A 16,326-nucleotide genomic window follows, 5' to 3' on the forward strand; every position below is an offset into this window, starting at 1 on the left:
AAGTCGTAGGGTGCGGCTGCCTCTTGCAAGTTTGTGGAGTGCCCCGCAATGGGCGAAATTCGCAACTTCAGATCCGGAAGCCACGATGACCCGCCGCCAAACGGCAGGATGTCTCGTCGTCTCGCCGCGATTATTGTCGGAGACATTGCTTCCTACAGTCGCTTGATGCAGGCCGACGAGGAAGGCACGCATGTTCGCGTCAAGCGGATCGAGCGGGACCTCATCGAGCCCAGTATCGTCGAGCATCACGGCAGCCTGGTGAAGACGACGGGGGACGGCTTCATCGCTATTTTCGACAGTCCGGTTGAGGCCGTCCGCTGCAGTATCGTCATCCAGCAAAATCTCATTGGCCGCAACGCCTCGCTGGCGAAGGAGTCCCGGATCGAATACCGGATTGGAGTCAATCTCGGTGACGTCATCGTGGAGCCGGACGACGTCTATGGCGATGGCGTCAACATCGCCACGCGGATCGAGGGCATCGCCGAGCCCGGTCAGGTCTATATCTCGGGCGCGATCTACGAGCAGATCAAGCACAAGGTGGTGTGCGGTTACGAAGCGCTTGGCGACCGCAAGGTGAAGAACATCACCGATCCCGTGCGCATCTACCGTGTGCTGCCGGATGCGGATGCCGTCGGCAGGACGCGCGGTCGGCGCGAGAATGTGCTGATATTCCTGCTGGGACTGACACTGCTTGTTATTGCGAGCGGCGTACTTTGGTATCTGCTCATGCAGCCACACAGCCCCGGCGAGCAGGCTGCGGCTCCCCCGCTGCCGGTTCCGGCAGCATCCCCCACGTCGCAATCCGCTCAAGCCGAACCCGGTTCTTCGACGCAGGCGCCGCAGACAGCACCTGCGGCTTCTCCCTCGATCACAGCGGCGCCCACAACCTCGCCGTCGCCAGTTCCGACGCAATCCACGATGTCGGTCCAGGAGCCGGAAATGATCGCGATCCGCGGCGGCAGTTTCGCGATGGGCAGCAACGATGACCCGACGGAAAGACCCGTCCACCAGGTCGCGATCAAGCCGTTCGCGATCGGCAAATACCCGGTGACGGTCCAGCAGTGGAACGAATGCGCAGCCGCAAAGGCGTGCGCCTTCACTGCCGTCGGCAAGGACGATGCGCCGATCACCAATGCGAGTTGGACCGACGCACAGCAATATGCTGCGTTCCTCGCGCAGGCGACAAAGAAGTCGTACCGGCTCCCAAGCGAAGCCGAATGGGAATATGCGGCGCGGGGCGGAACGCAGACCAAATACTGGTGGGGCGACAAGCTCCAGCCGGGCATGGCCGGGTGCAAGGATTGCGGCGACGCCGCGGCCGAGCAGCCGGCGAAAGTCGGCAGCTTCAAGCCCAATCCCTTCGGGCTCTACGATATGGGCGGCGGCGTCGACCAATGGGTCGATGATTGCTGGCACAAGACCTATCAGGGCGCGCCCAATGACGGCTCGGCATGGAGTGGGGGGGACTGCAGCTCGCACGTCCTGCGCTCGGGCTCCTGGAAGAACGACTCGCGATACGTGCGACCGTCCAACCGCGATGGTTACGATACCAATGTTCGTTACCCGACGCATGGATTCCGCGTCGCTCTCAGTCCCTAGGTGCTGGAGTAAATCTGATGCAAATCCTTCGCTGCGTTGTGCTGTCGGCTGCGCTCGCATTGATTCCAGGCATCGCCTGTTCGCAGGGCAAGACCGCTCCCAAGGACGCAAAGCTCTATTTCATCACCCCGTATGACGGGCAGAAGGTGCGCGGCGGATTCCTGGTTCGGTTCGGCCTGCGCAACATGGGCGTGACGCATGCCGGCGACGACTACCAGAACGCCGGCCATCATCATTTGCTGGTCGACGTCAGCGAACCCCTCGATCCGAAGGAGCCGATCCTGCAGGACAAGTCGCATCTGCATTTCGGGGCAGGGCAAACCGAAACATTTCTCGAGCTTCCGCCCGGGACCCATACCCTTCAGCTGGTGCTGGGCGACGCGAAACACTATCCGTTCGAGCCGCCTGTCGTGTCGGACAAGATCACCGTGCGCGTCAGGCCGCCGCTTCAGCGCGGCAAATGATCAGCGCAGGCTGGCGTTGAACTTGTCCAGTGCCGCCGAGCCCGGGCACAGCGTGTCCGCTTCCAGCGTGTTGAGCGGCATCTCGACCGTGTTGAGATGCGCGTGCATATCTTCCGCATCGGGGTCGACATAGAGGAGCCCGGTGACGATCTGCCCCTTGGCGGCGTGCCTCGCGAGGAACGTCTGCGCGCCGAGCCGGTCGTGCGGATCGTAGTCGGCGTCGATCTTGCGCAGCGCGATCTTGCTGCCGTCATGCTGCTCGACCATTTGCACGGTGCCCGGCGCGTAATCCACCGCGATCGGGTCGCGGCCGACCAGCACGTCGAGCCGGTTGACCGCGTCATTGTGCTCGCGGACGTAGTCGAAGCTCTTGGTCGAGCCGGCGTGGTTGTTGAAGGCGATGCAGGGGCTGATGACGTCGATGAAGGACGCGCCCTTGTGGCGGATCGCCGCCGCAATCAGCGGCACCAGCTGGGTCTTGTCGCCGGAGAACGAGCGCGCGACGAAAGTGGCGCCCAGTTGAAGTGCGATCGCGACGAGATCGATGGCGTTGTCGGTATTGGTGACACCCTTCTTGGACTTCGAGCCGCGGTCGGCGGTCGCCGAGAACTGCCCCTTGGTCAGGCCGTAGACGCCGTTGTTCTCGACGATATAGGTCATGTTGACGCCGCGCCGGATCGAATGGGCGAACTGGCCGAAGCCGATCGAGGCGGAATCGCCGTCGCCGGAGACGCCGAGATAGATCAGGTCGCGGTTGGCGAGGTTGGCGCCGGTCAGCACCGACGGCATGCGGCCGTGCACGGAGTTGAAGCCGTGCGAATTGCCGAGGAAATAGTCCGGCGTCTTCGACGAGCAGCCGATGCCGGAGATTTTTGCCACCCGGTGCGGCTCGATCGACAGCTCGTAGCAGGCCTCGATGATCGAGGCCGTGATCGAATCGTGGCCGCAGCCGGCGCACAGCGTCGAGATCTTGCCTTCGTAGTCGCGGTGGGTGTAGCCGAGCTCGTTCTTCTTGAGGCCCGGATGGTGGAATTTCGGCTTTGCAATGTAGGTCATGATACGGCCTTGCGGAGCGGGGTCACCTTGAGGTGATCCTGGTGGTCGCCAATGGCTTTTGCGATGAAACGGGCGGTGATCGGCGAGCCGTCGTAATGCACGATCGGCACGAGCCGCACCGGGTCGATGCCGTTCTCGTTGACGATGAGCTGGCGCAGCTGGCTGTCGCGGTTCTGCTCGACCACGTAGACGAAATCGTGCTCGGCGAGGAAGCTCGCGACGCTGGAGTGGAACGGGAAGGCGCGGATGCGCAGGCGGTCGAGCTGATGCCCGCGTGCTTCCAGAAGGGCGATCGCCTCGTCCATCGCCGGCGAGGTCGAGCCGAAATAGATCACGCCGTATTTGGTCGGACGTTCGGCATTGGCCTGGAGCGGACGCGGGACCAGATCCTGCGCGGTCTCGAACTTGCGCATCAGGCGCTGCATGTTGTCGGCGTAGACCGAGCCCTCCTCGGAGTAGCGCGCATAGCGATCGCGCGACGTGCCGCGGGTAAAATAGGAGCCCTTGGTCGGATGCGTGCCGGGATAGGTGCGGTAGGGGATGCCGTCGCCGTCGACGTCGAGATAGCGGCCGAAGTCGCGGCCTTCCTCCAGCATCTCCGCGGTCATCACCTTGCCGCGGTCGTACTGCCTTGCGTCATCCCATTTCAGCGGACGGCAGAGCCGGTGGTTCATGCCGATGTCGAGGTCGAGCATCAGGAAGATCGTGGTCTGGAGCCGCTCGGCGAGATCGAAGGCGGCGGCCGCGAATTCGAACGCTTCTGCGGGATCTTCCGGGAACAGCAGCACGTGCTTGGTGTCGCCGTGCGAGGCATAGGCACAGGCGATGATGTCGCATTGCTGGGTGCGGGTCGGCATTCCGGTCGAGGGGCCGGCGCGCTGGATGTTCATGATCACGGCCGGGATTTCGGCGAAGTATGACAGGCCGATGAACTCGGTCATCAGCGATATGCCGGGGCCGGAGGTCGCGGTGAAGGCGCGGGCGCCGTTCCAGGAGGCGCCGATCACGATGCCGATCGAGGCAAGCTCGTCCTCGCCCTGGACGATGGCGTATTTCGCCATGCCAGTATCAGGGTCGTGCCGGTACTTCTTGCAATGGGCGGTAAAGGCCTCCGCCACCGACGAGGACGGCGTGATCGGATACCAGGCGCACACCGTCGCGCCGCCATAGACGGCACCGAGCGCGGCGGCGCTGTTGCCCTCGATGAAGATGCGGTCGCCGACCTTGTCGGACTTCTTCACGCGCAGACCGATCGGGCATTTGAGGTTCTGCAGCGCCCAGTCGCGGCCGAGATGCAGCGCGTGGACGTTGGAGGAGAGCAGCTTCTCCTTGCCCTTGTACTGCTCGCCGATCAGCTGCTCGATCAGCTTCGGGTCCATGTCGAGCAGCGCACTGAGCGCGCCGAGATAGATGATGTTCTTGAACAGCTGGCGCTGGCGCGGATCGGTGTAGGTCGAGTTGGTGATCGCCGTCAGCGGCACGCCGATCACGGTGATGTCGTCGCGGAATTTGGTCGACGGCATCGGCTTGGTGGAATCGTAGAACAGATAGCCGCCGGGCTCGATGCCGGCGACGTCCTTGTCCCAGGTCTGCGGGTTCATCGCCACCATCATGTCGACGCCGCCGCGGGCGCCGAGATGGCCGTCTTCGGTCACCCGCACCTCGTACCAGGTCGGCAGCCCCTGGATGTTGGAAGGGAAGATGTTGCGCGGTGACACCGGAACGCCATGGCGCAGGATCGCGCGCGCGAACATCTCGTTGGCGCTGGCCGAACCCGATCCGTTGACGTTGGCGAAACGGACGACGAAGTCGTTTACGCTGCTGATCGGCTTCTTGTCGGACATGATGATCCCGCTTGAGTCATTTCGATCAAATATTTCTGCATGTCCCAGGCTCCGGTGGGACAACGCTCGGCGCACAGCCCGCAATGCAGGCAGACATCCTCGTCCTTGACCATCACGCGTCCGGTCTTGAGGTCACTGGAGACGTAAAGGTCCTGGTCGGGGTGCAGCGACGGTGCCTTCAGGCGCTGGCGCAGATCGGCTTCCTCGCCATTCTCCGTGAAGGTGATGCAGTCCATCGGGCAGATGTCGACGCAGGCATCGCACTCGATGCAGAGCGAAGTCGAGAACACGGTCTGGACGTCGCAGTTCAGGCAGCGCTCGGCCTCGCCCAGCGCCAGCTTGACGTCGTAGCCAAGCTCGACCTCGGTGCGGATGTCCTTCAGCGCGATCACCTTGTCGCGATGCGGCACCTTGAAGCGCTTGTCGTTGGAGATGTCGTTGTCATAGCTCCATTCGTGGATGCCCATCTTCTGCGAGGAAACATTCACCTCCGGCAGCGGCCGTTCGGTGATGTCCTCGCCCGACAGCAGCTTGTGGATCGACAGCGCGGCGTCGTGGCCCTGGGCCACGGCCCAGATGATGTTCTTCGGACCGAACGCGGCGTCGCCGCCGAAGAAGACCTTGGGGTTGGTCGAGACGAAGGTCTTCGGATCGACCTTGGGCATATGCCATTTGTCGAACTCGATGCCGCAATCCTGCTCGATCCAGGGGAAGGCATTCTCCTGGCCGACCGCGACCAGCACGTCGTCGCATTCGATGGTCTGGTCCGGCTCGCCGGATGGAACGAGGTTGCGGCGACCCTTGGCGTCGTATTCGGCCTTCACTTTCTGGAAGGTGATGCCGGTGAGCTTGCCGCTGTCGTGGATGAAAGAAACCGGAACAAGGAAGTTGAGGATCGGGATGTCCTCGTGGATCGCATCCTCCTTCTCCCAGGGCGAGGCCTTCATCTCCTCGAAGCCGGAGCGCACGACGACCTTGACGTCCTCGCCGCCGAGCCGGCGCGCGGTGCGGCAGCAATCCATCGCAGTGTTGCCGCCGCCGAGCACGACCACGCGCTTGCCGATCTTGTCGGTGTGGCCGAACGACACCGAGGACAGCCAGTCGATGCCGATATGGACGTGGGCGGCAGCTTCCTTGCGGCCGGGAATGTCGAGCTCGCGGCCGCGCGGCGCGCCGGAGCCGACGAAGATCGCGTCATACTTCTCGGCGAGCAGCGCCTTCATGCTCTCGATGCGGTGGCCGCCCTTGAACTCGACGCCGAGACCCAGGATGTAGCCGGTCTCCTCGTCGATCACCGAGTTGGGCAGGCGGAATTTCGGGATCTGCGTGCGCATCATGCCGCCGGCTTCCGGATCGCCGTCGAACACGGTGCAGTGATAGCCGAGCGGCGCGAGGTCGCGCGCCACCGTCAGCGACGCGGGGCCGCCGCCGACGAATGCGACGCGCTTGCCGTTTTTCGCGGAGGGCTTCGGCAGGCGATGCGTAATGTCGTCCTTGAAGTCGGCAGCGACGCGCTTGAGGCGGCAGATCGCGACCGGCGTTTCCTCGACGCGTCCGCGGCGGCATGCCGGCTCGCATGGACGATCGCAGGTGCGTCCCAGAATTCCGGGAAACACGTTCGATTTCCAATTGATCATGTAGGCGTCGCTGTAGCGGCCTTGGGCGATCAGTCGGATGTATTCGGGAACGGGGGTGTGCGCAGGACAGGCCCATTGGCAATCGACCACTTTGTGAAAGTAGTCGGGGGCCGCGATATCGGTCGGTTTCATTCCTACCCTGTCCGCGCAGGCTCAAAGACCCGGCGGCCTCTTCTGAGCTTGGCGAACGCTTAACGCGCGTCGATCTGGTTTCTGAATGACGTCATTGGGTTAGCTTATTAGAACCGGTCCGAAGTACAACGGCAAATTTTCGCGCTTCCCCTCTTTCATGGGAGCTGCGCGCGCACAGCATTAACGGAAGCGCGCAGCAATGCGGCGGTGCAACATGTTGCGCTGCGCTGCTTCAGCCGCGCGCGATCTCGCTCTTCGCCAGATCCCACATCAGCGCGTAAGTGCCGACCGAGACCGGAAGCGGGAAGGGCGCTGCCGCAGGACCGGTGAAGCTTTCGGCGATGACCGCCGAGACCGCGCCGACACGGGTGCCGTCGATCAGCACGAACCAGTCGCGTGCACCTTCGTTGCGCATTGCCGGAATCTCAGGCGTCGCACCCGACAATTCCGGCTCGCTTTCGAGCAGATGCATCGAGATGATGCCGTCGTGTTTTTCCGGCGCCAGCCTTTCTTGCAGTGCGTCACGCCACGCCACGGCATTCTCCGGGGTCGGCCGCAGCCGCACCACGCCGAGCGCGGCGCCGCGCCCTGCTCCGTTGCTGATGGTGATCCGCGCGACGACGCGCAGCATGTCCTTGAACCGCGCCATGCTCTGCCGCGACCAGTCGGTCGGGTTGGCGAGCCGCGCCCGGTAGGCAGGGCTGTCGAGCACGTCGAGCGTCGCGGTCGAATACAGGCAGAGATATTTGGGATTGGCGGCGTGCGCGACATAGCGCCGCGCTTCGAGGAATCCCTCGATCGCAACGCGCTCTTCCAGATGCTCGCGATCGTACCAGCGGTTGAAATCGGCCTCATCGGCCGCGTCGATATTCATCGACGTCAGCAGCATGCCTTTCCCGGCGAGCGGCATTTTTCTTGTCCTGTTATCGTGCGGCCTTTGATGCGAGGTCTGCGATCGACTTCATGACCGCGTCCCGCACGCCGGCATCATAGAGCGAATGCCCGGCTTCTTCCACGATGCGAATCTCGGAACCCGGCCACGCCTTCGCCAGCGCCTGAGATGTCTCAGGAGGGCACAACAGGTCGTAGCGGCCCTGAACGATGATGCCGGGAATGCCATCGAGCTTGCCGGCGTTCCGCAACAGCTGGTCCTCCGTCATGAAGCTGTCGTGGACGAAATAATGCGCCTCCATGAACGGCGTCGCCGGCAATGTGCGCCACACGTTCAGCGACGCCAGGTCCAGCCGCGTCTTTGCCGCCTTGTGTTCCGACAACGCGCGTTCGGTGTCGTGCCAGGCGCGCGCCGCGGGCCCGTGCACGGCGGGATCGGTATCGAGGATGCGGCGATAGTAAGCTTCCACCGGCCGCTCGCGCTCCTCTAGCGGCAGTACGCTCAGAAAATCCTCGTAGAGCGCGGGATAGAATTGCGACAGGCGCGAGGTAAAGGCCGTCTCCACTTCCGCGCGCGTGCCGAGAAACGTCGCGCGCAGCGCAATGCCGCTGACGCGCCCGGGATGCGCCTGCGCATAAGCCAGCGCCAGCGTCGCGCCCCAGGAGCCGCCGACCACTATCCAGCGTTCGAAGCCGAATTTTTCGCGGATCTTCTCCATGTCCGCGATCAGGTGCGCCGTGGTGTTGTGCTGGCGCGATCCCTTGGGACGGCTGCGGCCGCAGCCGCGCTGGTCGAACAACACCGCGCAGAAGCGGTCGGGATCGAACAGCCGGCGATGATCGGGCTGGCAGCCGCTGCCGGGGCCGCCATGCAGATAGATGGCGGGAATGCCGTCGGCACGGCCGACGCTTTCGACATAGAGCTCGTGGCCCTCGCCGACATCGAGCATTTCGGAGGTCAGCGGCGCAAAGGGATCGGCGCGCCTGGCGGATGCGGCCGCGTCGGCGTCAGGCGCCATTCTCGGATTCCAAGGTGCCACCGGCAAAGTTGCGGTAGAGGAAGCGGTTGGTCTCGCCTTCGGCCTCGCGCTCGGCCTGCTTGAAGATGGTTTCGTGCAATGGCGACAGTGCGCAGGCGGGGTCGGTGTTGGCGGCATCGCCGGTCAGCGCAAAGGCCTGGCAGCGGCAGCCGCCGAAATCGATCTCGCGGAATTCGCAGGACTTGCACGGCTCCTTCATCCAGCCGGTGCCGCGATAGCGGTTGAAGGCCTCGGAGTTCTGCCAGATCCAGGCGATCGAATGGTTGGAGCGCACCGATTCGAAGTCGAGTCCGGTGATGCTTTCGGCGGCGTGGCAGGGCAGCACCTTGCCGGCGGGCGAGATGTTGAAGAACTGCCGGCCCCAGCCGCCCATGCACTTCTTCGGCCGCAGCGCGTAATAGTCGGGAACGACGTAGTCGATCGTCAGCCGCCCCTTCAGCCGCTCGCGCGCCTCTTCGACGATCCGGGTGCACTCGTCGAGTTGCGCCACTGTCGGCATCAGCGCGGCACGGTTCTTCAGCGCCCAGCCGTAATATTGCACGTTGGCGACCTCGAGCCGGTCGGCGTCTAGATCGACCGACATCTGGACGATGTCAGGGAGCTGATGCAGGTTCTGCCGGTGCATCACCGCATTGACGGTCAGCGGCAGATCCAGCTCGCGGGTCCATTTCGCCACTTCGAGCTTCTTGCGATGCCCGTTTTTATAACCGGCGACGCGATCGGCGAGGCCTTCTTCGACGCCCTGGAAAGAGATCTGGACGTGGCAGAGCCCGGCGTCCGCAAGCTCGCTCAGCCGCTCGCGCGTCAGCAGCACGGCCGAGGTGATGAGGTTGGTGTAGAGGCCGACGTCGCTCGCATGCTTGACCAGCTCGACGAGATCCTTGCGCGCCGTCGGCTCGCCGCCGGAGAAATGCACCTGCAGCACGCCGATCTCGGCAAGCTCGCTCAGGACCTTCTTCCATTCCCCGGTGGTCAGCTCCTTGCCCGAGCGGTCGAGCTCGACCGGATTCGAGCAATAGGGGCATTGCAGCGGGCAGCGATGGGTGATCTCGAGCAGCACCGCCAGCGGAATGCCGAAGGTTTCCGCCGTCGAGCGCTGCTTCTCCAGCACCGCGAGGCTGTCGCTGGCGTCGGGTGGAATTGCCGGGTTGCCGAGCACATCGCTCATGACGTCTTCTCCCGGGCCTCCGTGAGGAAGCCCTTGTCGGCGAGATCCTGCAGCATGACGATGACGTCGGCCAGGATCGCCTCGCGCGGTGCGGCATATTTCGCGGCCAGCTGATCGGCGATATCGCCGACATTGCGCTCGCCGTTGCAGAGCTGCAAGACCTCGACCGCAATCTCGTCCGGCGCCAGCACCCGTTCCGGGGCCAGGATCACCCAGACTTGTCGCGTCTCGTCGTATTTCAGCCTGGCGTGCCGCGGCAGCACCGGGCGGCTTGCCTCGCTGACGCTGATATTGCGCGGCCCGGCCATCGCTTTATCCCTTAACCCGCTTTGGGCACGAACGCGCCCGGCGGAATGTGGCCCTCGACATAGGCGTGCTGGAGCGCATCGAGCTGCACCCACAGCACGTTGGTCTTGAAGATCAGCGCATTGCAGACCTGCGCGCGCTGCTCCGGCGTCGTGGCATGCGCCTTGACGTAATCGAGCGCAAAGCCGGCATCGCGCGGCGCCTGGGTCAGGCGCCGCTTGAAGTAGCTCATGATATCGGGATTGACGAAGTCGTAGTGCTCCAGCATGCCGGAGATACGCTCCTCGTGCAGGTTCGGCGCGAACAATTCGGTCAGCGAGGACGCGATCGCCTCCAGCGGGCTCTTTTCGCGGCAGTAGTGGACATAGGCTTCGACCGCGAAGCGCGTCGCCGGCAAGATGCCCTCGGTCGATTCCACATAGGCCGTGTCGAGCCCGAGGCCTTCGGTCAGCTTCAGCCAGCGTTCGATGCCGCCCTCGCTGCCGACATCGCCGTCATGGTCCTCGATGCGGTGGCGCCATTCCAGCCGGGTGGCGCGGTCGCGGAAGCGCGAGATCACCACCGCGTCCTTGATCGGGATCGTGCTCTGGTAATAATAGCGGTTCAACGCCCAGGCCTGCACCTGGCCCTTGTTCAGCTTGCCGCCATGCAGCAGCCTATGGAACGGATGCAGGCTGTGATAGCGCGTCGCGCCGATATGGCGCAGCGTCGCCTCCAGCTCCTCGGCGCTAGTGAGCCTGATGTCCTTGCCGATCGAGAGCGCAGTCATTCCAGTCAGTGACGCGGCATTCACAGCACGATCTCCGTTCCGTCGGCGGGTATCTGCCAGCCCGCCCGCTCAGCAGACTTGCGCTCGGGCGAGCCAGGCAGCAGCGCCGGGTTCGAGTTATTGATATGCAGAAACATCTTCCTGTCGAGTGTGAGGTCGGCGAGCCGCGCGATCGCGCCGTCGTCGCCGGACATCGCGACATGACCCATGCTCTTGCCGGTCTTGTGGCCGAGCCCGGCCCTGATCATCTCGTCGTCCCGCCAGACCGTGCCGTCGAAGAACACCAGCGCAGCGCCGTCGATCTCGGCCTTGAGTGCGTCGGTCACCTCGGCGCAGGCGGCGATGAAGTAGAAGCACTTGCCGGTCGACTTGTCGGTGATCTTGAGCCCCAGCGTGTCGCCGTCGCCGCTCTGGCCGCCGGGATGTGCCTTGCCTTCCAGATACCACGCCGATTTGCCCGGCACCGCGAAGGGCAGCACCTCGAGCCCCGAGCGCGCGCCGTCCGGCAGCCGCGGCTCGAACGGCTCGCGGATAGCGATCGGCTGGCGCCTGACGTTCTTCTCGTTCAGCACGTTGAAGATGCTGTTGCTGTTCAGGATCGCCAGCACCTTCTCGTGCGCATAGACCGTGAAGGGCGAGCCCTCGCGCATCGACAGCAGGCCCGCGACCGCGTCCACTTCGCTGTTGGTCAGGATCACGCCCGCAATCGGCGTGTGGCGCAACGCGCCTGCCTTGGGATGCAGCTGCGGCGTGGCATTCAATTGCTGGCGGAGATCAGGGGAAGCGTTGATCAAAAACCAGTGCTCGCCATCGCCGCTGAAGGCGACCGAGGCCTGGGTTCGATGAAGCTCTTGGCCGTGGCTGCGCGCCGCCCGGCAGCCCTCGCAACCGCAATTCCATTGCGGAACTCCGCCGCCGGCCCCGGCGCCCAGGACGACGACGCGAAGCATGATCCGTCTCCTGGAGGCAATGTCGCGAGGTGGACCTCACGCCGACACAAATCCTGTCTTCCGGACATGCATCGTGACCGAAAGATCCACCTGCGCAGAACGCAGATCACCAACCGCTTACTTGCGGGTGGCGCTCACATACATGTTGATTTCCATGCCACAGGGCACTTCGACGATCTTGGGGGCTTTCCAGGCCATTTTGGCTCTCCATTTTCGAGATTTCGGACGTATCCGCCCGAGGCTAAGTTACTGCGAGCACAAAAGTTCGCCAGTGAAATTTTCCCGAGCAGGGCCATATTGCGCCGCGAAAAATGCGCGGGGAACAGTACTTTCTGGTGATGCGGCCCTGCGCCTGGCGCATTCGGTCGTGAACGCTGTCCTGATAAAGCAGTTGTGAGTGCAGTGCAGCTTTCAATCCGGTACAGGCGACTTTAGCTGGATCTCGTGATGCCCAAATATTTCTTCAACACCCGCATCGGCGACGAATTGATCGTGGATCCCGAGGGAGAGGATCTGCGCAATCCCGATCGCGCCTGGGAGGTCGCCCGCCAGATGATCCTGGAAGTGGTGAAATCGGAGGGCGCCCAGCCGGCCCTGATGGAGGCGGTGATCGAGGTCACCGACGTCGAAGGCGAGATCGTGCTCGAATTCCCCTTCACCGAGGCGCTCCTGGACATCCCGGACCAGTCTGCGACGCGGCATTAGCCACGGCTCTCTCCGCCGTCATTGCAATGACGGCGGTTGCGGCCATAGTCCGCACATCCCACCCCCTTCGCCGCTGCGAAATCCGCATGGCTTTGCCGCGTTCCCGGCGCTAAAAGACGGCGGTTACACGGAGTTCGCCATGCAAGATCTCTGGCGCCTTTCGGCCGCCGACCTCGTCACCCTCGTCAAAGCCAAAAAAGTCTCCGCCAGGGAGGCGGCCCAGGCCGGGCTCGCCCGGCTCGACGCCGTCAATCCCAGGCTCAACGCCGTGATCGACCACCGGCCGGACGACGTGCTCAAGCAGGCCGACGCCGTCGATGCCGCCATCGCGAGGGGGGAGGATCCCGGTGTGCTGGCCGGCGTGCCCGTCACCATCAAGGCCAATGTCGACCAGGAGGGCTTTGCCACCACCAACGGCCTGAAACTCCAGCGCGACCTGATCGCGCGCGAGGACAATCCCGTGGTCGCCAATTTCCGCAAAGCGGGCGCCGTTCTGCTGGGGCGCACCAATTGCCCAGCCTTCTCCTATCGCTGGTTCACAACCAATCTGGTCCATGGCGACACCAAGAACCCCCGCGATGCCTCGCTGACGCCGGGCGGCTCGTCCGGCGGCGCCGGCTCGGCGGTTGCGGCCGGCATCGGCCATATCGCCCATGGCACCGACATTGCCGGCTCGATCCGCTATCCCGCCTATGCCTGCGGCGTGCACGGCCTGCGCCCGACGCTGGGCCGGATTCCCGCCTTCAACCCGGCGCTGCCGGAGCGCCCGATCGGGCCGCAGATCATGGCGGTGTCGGGTCCGCTGGCGCGTACCGTCAACGACATCAGGATCTCGCTCGCCGCGATGTCGGCCCGCGACGCCCGCGACCCCTGGTTCGTGCCGGCGCCGCTGGAAGGCCCGGCGCGGCCGAAGCGCGCCGCGCTCTGCCTCAACCCGGACGGCCTTGCGACCACGCCTGAGGTGAAGGCCGCGGTGATTGACGCCGGCAAGCGCCTGGAGCGGGCGGGCTGGACCGTCGAGACAATCGAGAACACCCCGCCGATGCGCGAAGCGGTCGAGTGGCAGATTAAGCTCTGGCTCGGCGACGGCTACGAGGCGCAACTCGAAATGGCCGAGCGCGAGGGCGATCCCGGCGCGCTGGCGTGCCTGCGCGGCAACCGCAGCAGGGTGACGCCGATGGACCAGCCGAATTACGCCAAGGCGCTGACCCGAAGAGCCACGCTGACCCGCGACTGGATGGCGTTCTTCGAGACCTACGCGGTACTGTTGACGCCGGTCTCCGGCGAGCTGCCGTTCCCGGATCACCTCGACCGCAAGGACGACGAATCCTTCAAGCGCGTCTGGGAAGCGCAGCTGCCGCAGATCGCCATTCCCTTCATGGGGCTGCCGGGGTTGGTGGTCTCCACCGGCCTCGTCGGCAAGGCGCCGGTCGGCGTGCATATCGTGTCCGGCCGCTACCGCGAGGATCTCTGCCTCCTCGCCGGCGAAGCGATCGAGGCGGGCGGCGTGCCGCCGTCGCCGATCGATCCCGTGGGCTAGCGATGTCCGCGATCTACGACTTCAAGGCCAACTCACTTGCCGGCGACGAAGTCGCCATGCGCCGTTTCGAGGGACAGGTGCTGCTGATCGTCAACACTGCGAGCAAATGCGGCTTCACGCCGCAATATCGCGGCCTCGAGGATCTCTATCGCGACCTGTCGCCGCGCGGCTTCTCCGTGCTCGGCTTCCCCTGCAACCAGTTCGGCGCGCAGGAGCCGGGGCGGGCGAGCGAGATCCAGGCGTTCTGCTCGGCCAATTACGACGTCACCTTTCCCCTGTTCGAGAAGATCGACGTCAATGGAAGCAACGCGCACCCTTTGTACGAGTACCTGAAACGCCAGCAATCCGGCCTGCTCGGCGCCGCCATCAAATGGAATTTCACGAAATTCCTGGTGGACCGTGCCGGCAAGGTGATCGCGCGCTACGCGCCGACCGCCCGGCCCGAAGGATTGCGGCAGCAAATCGAGACCCTGTTATGAGCGAGACAATCATGAGCGACGAATTTCCCGACCGCCTGTCGGTCGATCCGAACAGCCCCTATTACAACGCGGACATCCTGGCGCGCGACGTCGGCATTCGCTTCAAGGGCGTCGAGAAGACCAATGTCGAGGAGTACTGCATCAGCGAAGGCTGGGTCCGCGTCACCGCCGGCAATGCCAAGGACCGCCACGGCAACCCGCTGACCATCAAGGTGCACGGGCCGGTGGAGCCGTATTTCAGGGACAAGAAGTAAAGTCCAACCGCCGTCATTGCGAGCGAAGCGAAGCAATCCAGAATCTTTCCGCGAGTGACAGTCTGGATTGCTTCGTCGCAAGAGCTCCTCGCAATGACGAAAATAACCATCGAAGGCTGAACCGCATGTCCGTCCGCATCGTCGACGTCCGCGAGATCACAAAACCGATCTCGTCCCCGATCCGCAACGCCTATATCGACTTCACCAAGATGACGACGAGCCTGGTGGCCGTCGTCACCGACGTCGTGCGCGACGGCAAGCGGGTCGTCGGCTACGGCTTCAACTCCAACGGCCGTTACGGGCAGGGCGGCCTGATCCGCGAGCGTTTCGCCTCGCGCATCCTGGAGGCCGATCCGAAGTCGCTGCTGAACGCGTCCGGCGACAATCTCGACCCCGACAGGGTCTGGGGCGCGATGATGACCAACGAGAAGCCGGGCGGCCATGGCGAGCGCTCGGTCGCGGTCGGCACCATCGACATGGCGGTGTGGGACGCGGTGGCGAAGATCGCCGGCAAGCCGCTGTTCCGCCTGCTCGCGGAGCGTCACGGCGTCAAAGCCAATCCGCGCGTGTTCGTCTACGCCGCCGGCGGCTATTACTATCCCGGCAAGGATCTCTCGATGCTGCGCGGCGAGATGCGCGGCTATCTCGACCGCGGCTACAACGTCGTCAAGATGAAGATCGGCGGCGCGCCGATCGAGGACGACCGCACCCGCATCGAGGCGGTGCTGAAGGAGATCGGCAAGGACGCGAAGCTCGCCGTCGACGCCAACGGCCGCTTCAATCTCGAAACCGGGATCGCCTACGCCAAGATGCTGCGCGACTATCCGTTGTTCTGGTACGAGGAAGTCGGCGACCCCCTCGACTACGCGCTGCAGGCCGCGCTCGCCGAATTCTATCCGGGCCCGATGGCAACTGGCGAAAACCTGTTCAGCCACCAGGACGCCCGCAATCTGATCCGCTACGGCGGCATGCGCCCCGACCGCGACTGGCTGCAGTTCGACTGCGCGCTGTCCTACGGCCTGTGCGAATACCAGCGCACGCTGGAGGTGCTGAAGACCCATGGCTGGTCGCCCAGCCGCTGCATCCCGCACGGCGGCCACCAGATGTCGCTCAACATCGCAGCAGGCCTTAGCTTGGGCGGCAACGAAAGCTATCCCGACCTGTTTCAGCCCTATGGCGGCTTCCCCGACGGCGTCCGCGTCGAGAACGGCCACATCACCATGCCTGATCTCCCGGGCATCGGCTTCGAAGGCAAGTCGGATCTCTACAAGGAGATGAAGGCGCTGGCGGAGTAACGTTGGGGGCGACTGCCGCGCCACATTCTCCGTCATTGCGAGCGTAGCGAAGCAATCCAGATTCTCTCCGCGGCGGAAGTCTGGATTGCTTCGTCGCAAGGGCTCCTCGCAATGACGTGCAATGAGAGTCCGCATATTTTTATCGCGCCGATCGCGGCCGTTGCTCGCAATCATCTCTTGGTTGTGATAGTCTTGAA

At 64.1% G+C, this 16,326-nt stretch carries 17 protein-coding genes; 7 read left to right on the plus strand and 10 right to left on the minus strand.

Features of this window, described 5'->3' with window-relative positions; genetic code table 11:
* The first annotated feature begins 48 nt into the window (after nt 1-48).
* Nucleotides 49-1,599 carry an SUMF1/EgtB/PvdO family nonheme iron enzyme gene (locus tag OC450_RS01575; RefSeq protein ID WP_262047040.1) on the plus strand — a complete coding sequence of 517 codons (1,551 nt, stop codon included), beginning with the start codon at nt 49-51 and terminating at the stop codon, nt 1,597-1,599.
* Nucleotides 1,600-1,616: 17 nt separating this feature from the next.
* Nucleotides 1,617-2,063, plus strand: a complete 447-nt coding sequence (locus tag OC450_RS01580; protein WP_211384361.1) for a DUF4399 domain-containing protein — start codon at nt 1,617-1,619, stop codon at nt 2,061-2,063.
* Here the strand turns inward: OC450_RS01580 and OC450_RS01585 are convergent, their stop codons facing one another.
* From OC450_RS01585 to pqqA, 10 genes are all read right to left on the minus strand, one after another.
* Nucleotides 2,064-3,119 carry a 2-oxoacid:ferredoxin oxidoreductase subunit beta gene (locus tag OC450_RS01585; protein WP_262047041.1) on the minus strand — a complete coding sequence of 352 codons (1,056 nt, stop codon included), beginning with the start codon at nt 3,117-3,119 and terminating at the stop codon, nt 2,064-2,066.
* Complete coding sequence (locus OC450_RS01590) at nt 3,116-4,963, minus strand: 2-oxoacid:acceptor oxidoreductase subunit alpha (RefSeq protein ID WP_262047042.1); 1,848 nt, start codon at nt 4,961-4,963, stop codon at nt 3,116-3,118. The genes OC450_RS01585 and OC450_RS01590 overlap by 4 nt, the downstream gene beginning before the upstream one ends.
* The gene (locus OC450_RS01595; RefSeq protein WP_262047043.1) at nt 4,933-6,732 is read right to left on the minus strand and encodes an FAD-dependent oxidoreductase; all 1,800 of its coding nucleotides are present in this window, start codon (nt 6,730-6,732) and stop codon (nt 4,933-4,935) included. The genes OC450_RS01590 and OC450_RS01595 overlap by 31 nt, the downstream gene beginning before the upstream one ends.
* A 232-nt stretch (nt 6,733-6,964) precedes the next feature.
* Complete coding sequence (locus OC450_RS01600) at nt 6,965-7,642, minus strand: DUF4286 family protein (protein WP_211384365.1); 678 nt, start codon at nt 7,640-7,642, stop codon at nt 6,965-6,967.
* Nucleotides 7,643-7,655: 13 nt separating this feature from the next.
* Nucleotides 7,656-8,642, minus strand: coding sequence for a prolyl aminopeptidase (pip, locus tag OC450_RS01605; protein WP_211384366.1), 987 nt, complete (start codon nt 8,640-8,642; stop codon nt 7,656-7,658).
* On the minus strand, nt 8,632-9,831 hold the full coding sequence (pqqE, locus tag OC450_RS01610; RefSeq protein WP_262047044.1) for a pyrroloquinoline quinone biosynthesis protein PqqE: 1,200 nt from the start codon (nt 9,829-9,831) through the stop codon (nt 8,632-8,634). The genes pip and pqqE overlap by 11 nt, the downstream gene beginning before the upstream one ends.
* Entirely contained in the window at nt 9,828-10,139 is a 312-nt protein-coding gene (pqqD, locus tag OC450_RS01615) for a pyrroloquinoline quinone biosynthesis peptide chaperone PqqD (RefSeq protein ID WP_211384368.1), read from the minus strand. The genes pqqE and pqqD overlap by 4 nt, the downstream gene beginning before the upstream one ends.
* A gap of 11 nt (nt 10,140-10,150) precedes the next feature.
* Nucleotides 10,151-10,906, minus strand: coding sequence for a pyrroloquinoline-quinone synthase PqqC (gene pqqC / locus OC450_RS01620; RefSeq protein ID WP_410050490.1), 756 nt, complete (start codon nt 10,904-10,906; stop codon nt 10,151-10,153).
* 20 nt (nt 10,907-10,926) lie between these two features.
* Nucleotides 10,927-11,856, minus strand: a complete 930-nt coding sequence (gene pqqB, locus OC450_RS01625) for a pyrroloquinoline quinone biosynthesis protein PqqB (protein ID WP_262047046.1) — start codon at nt 11,854-11,856, stop codon at nt 10,927-10,929.
* Between the two features lie 117 nt (nt 11,857-11,973).
* Complete coding sequence (gene pqqA, locus OC450_RS01630) at nt 11,974-12,054, minus strand: pyrroloquinoline quinone precursor peptide PqqA (RefSeq protein ID WP_007595659.1); 81 nt, start codon at nt 12,052-12,054, stop codon at nt 11,974-11,976.
* Nucleotides 12,055-12,303: 249 nt separating this feature from the next.
* On the opposite strand from pqqA, the gene OC450_RS01635 reads away from it, so the two are divergent.
* The 5 genes from OC450_RS01635 (at nt 12,304) to tarD (ending at nt 16,129) form a co-directional block, all read left to right on the plus strand.
* The gene (locus OC450_RS01635; protein WP_211384371.1) at nt 12,304-12,561 is read left to right on the plus strand and encodes a DUF6894 family protein; all 258 of its coding nucleotides are present in this window, start codon (nt 12,304-12,306) and stop codon (nt 12,559-12,561) included.
* A 139-nt stretch (nt 12,562-12,700) separates the two neighbouring features.
* Nucleotides 12,701-14,101 (plus strand): amidase family protein, encoded by a 1,401-nt coding sequence (locus OC450_RS01640; protein ID WP_262047047.1) that lies wholly within the window; start codon nt 12,701-12,703, stop codon nt 14,099-14,101.
* Nucleotides 14,102-14,103: 2 nt separating this feature from the next.
* A complete protein-coding gene (locus OC450_RS01645) occupies nt 14,104-14,580 on the plus strand; it encodes a glutathione peroxidase (protein ID WP_211384373.1) in 477 nt (158 codons plus the stop codon).
* Complete coding sequence (locus tag OC450_RS01650) at nt 14,577-14,834, plus strand: DUF3297 family protein (RefSeq protein ID WP_018318553.1); 258 nt, start codon at nt 14,577-14,579, stop codon at nt 14,832-14,834. Before OC450_RS01645 ends, OC450_RS01650 begins: the two co-directional genes overlap by 4 nt.
* Nucleotides 14,835-14,959: 125 nt before the next feature.
* Nucleotides 14,960-16,129, plus strand: a complete 1,170-nt coding sequence (tarD, locus tag OC450_RS01655) for a D(-)-tartrate dehydratase (protein ID WP_262047048.1) — start codon at nt 14,960-14,962, stop codon at nt 16,127-16,129.
* Nucleotides 16,130-16,326 lie beyond the last annotated feature (197 nt).

It is taken from the genome of Bradyrhizobium sp. Bra78 (genome assembly GCF_024519855.1).
Classification (GTDB): domain Bacteria; phylum Pseudomonadota; class Alphaproteobacteria; order Rhizobiales; family Xanthobacteraceae; genus Bradyrhizobium; species Bradyrhizobium japonicum_G.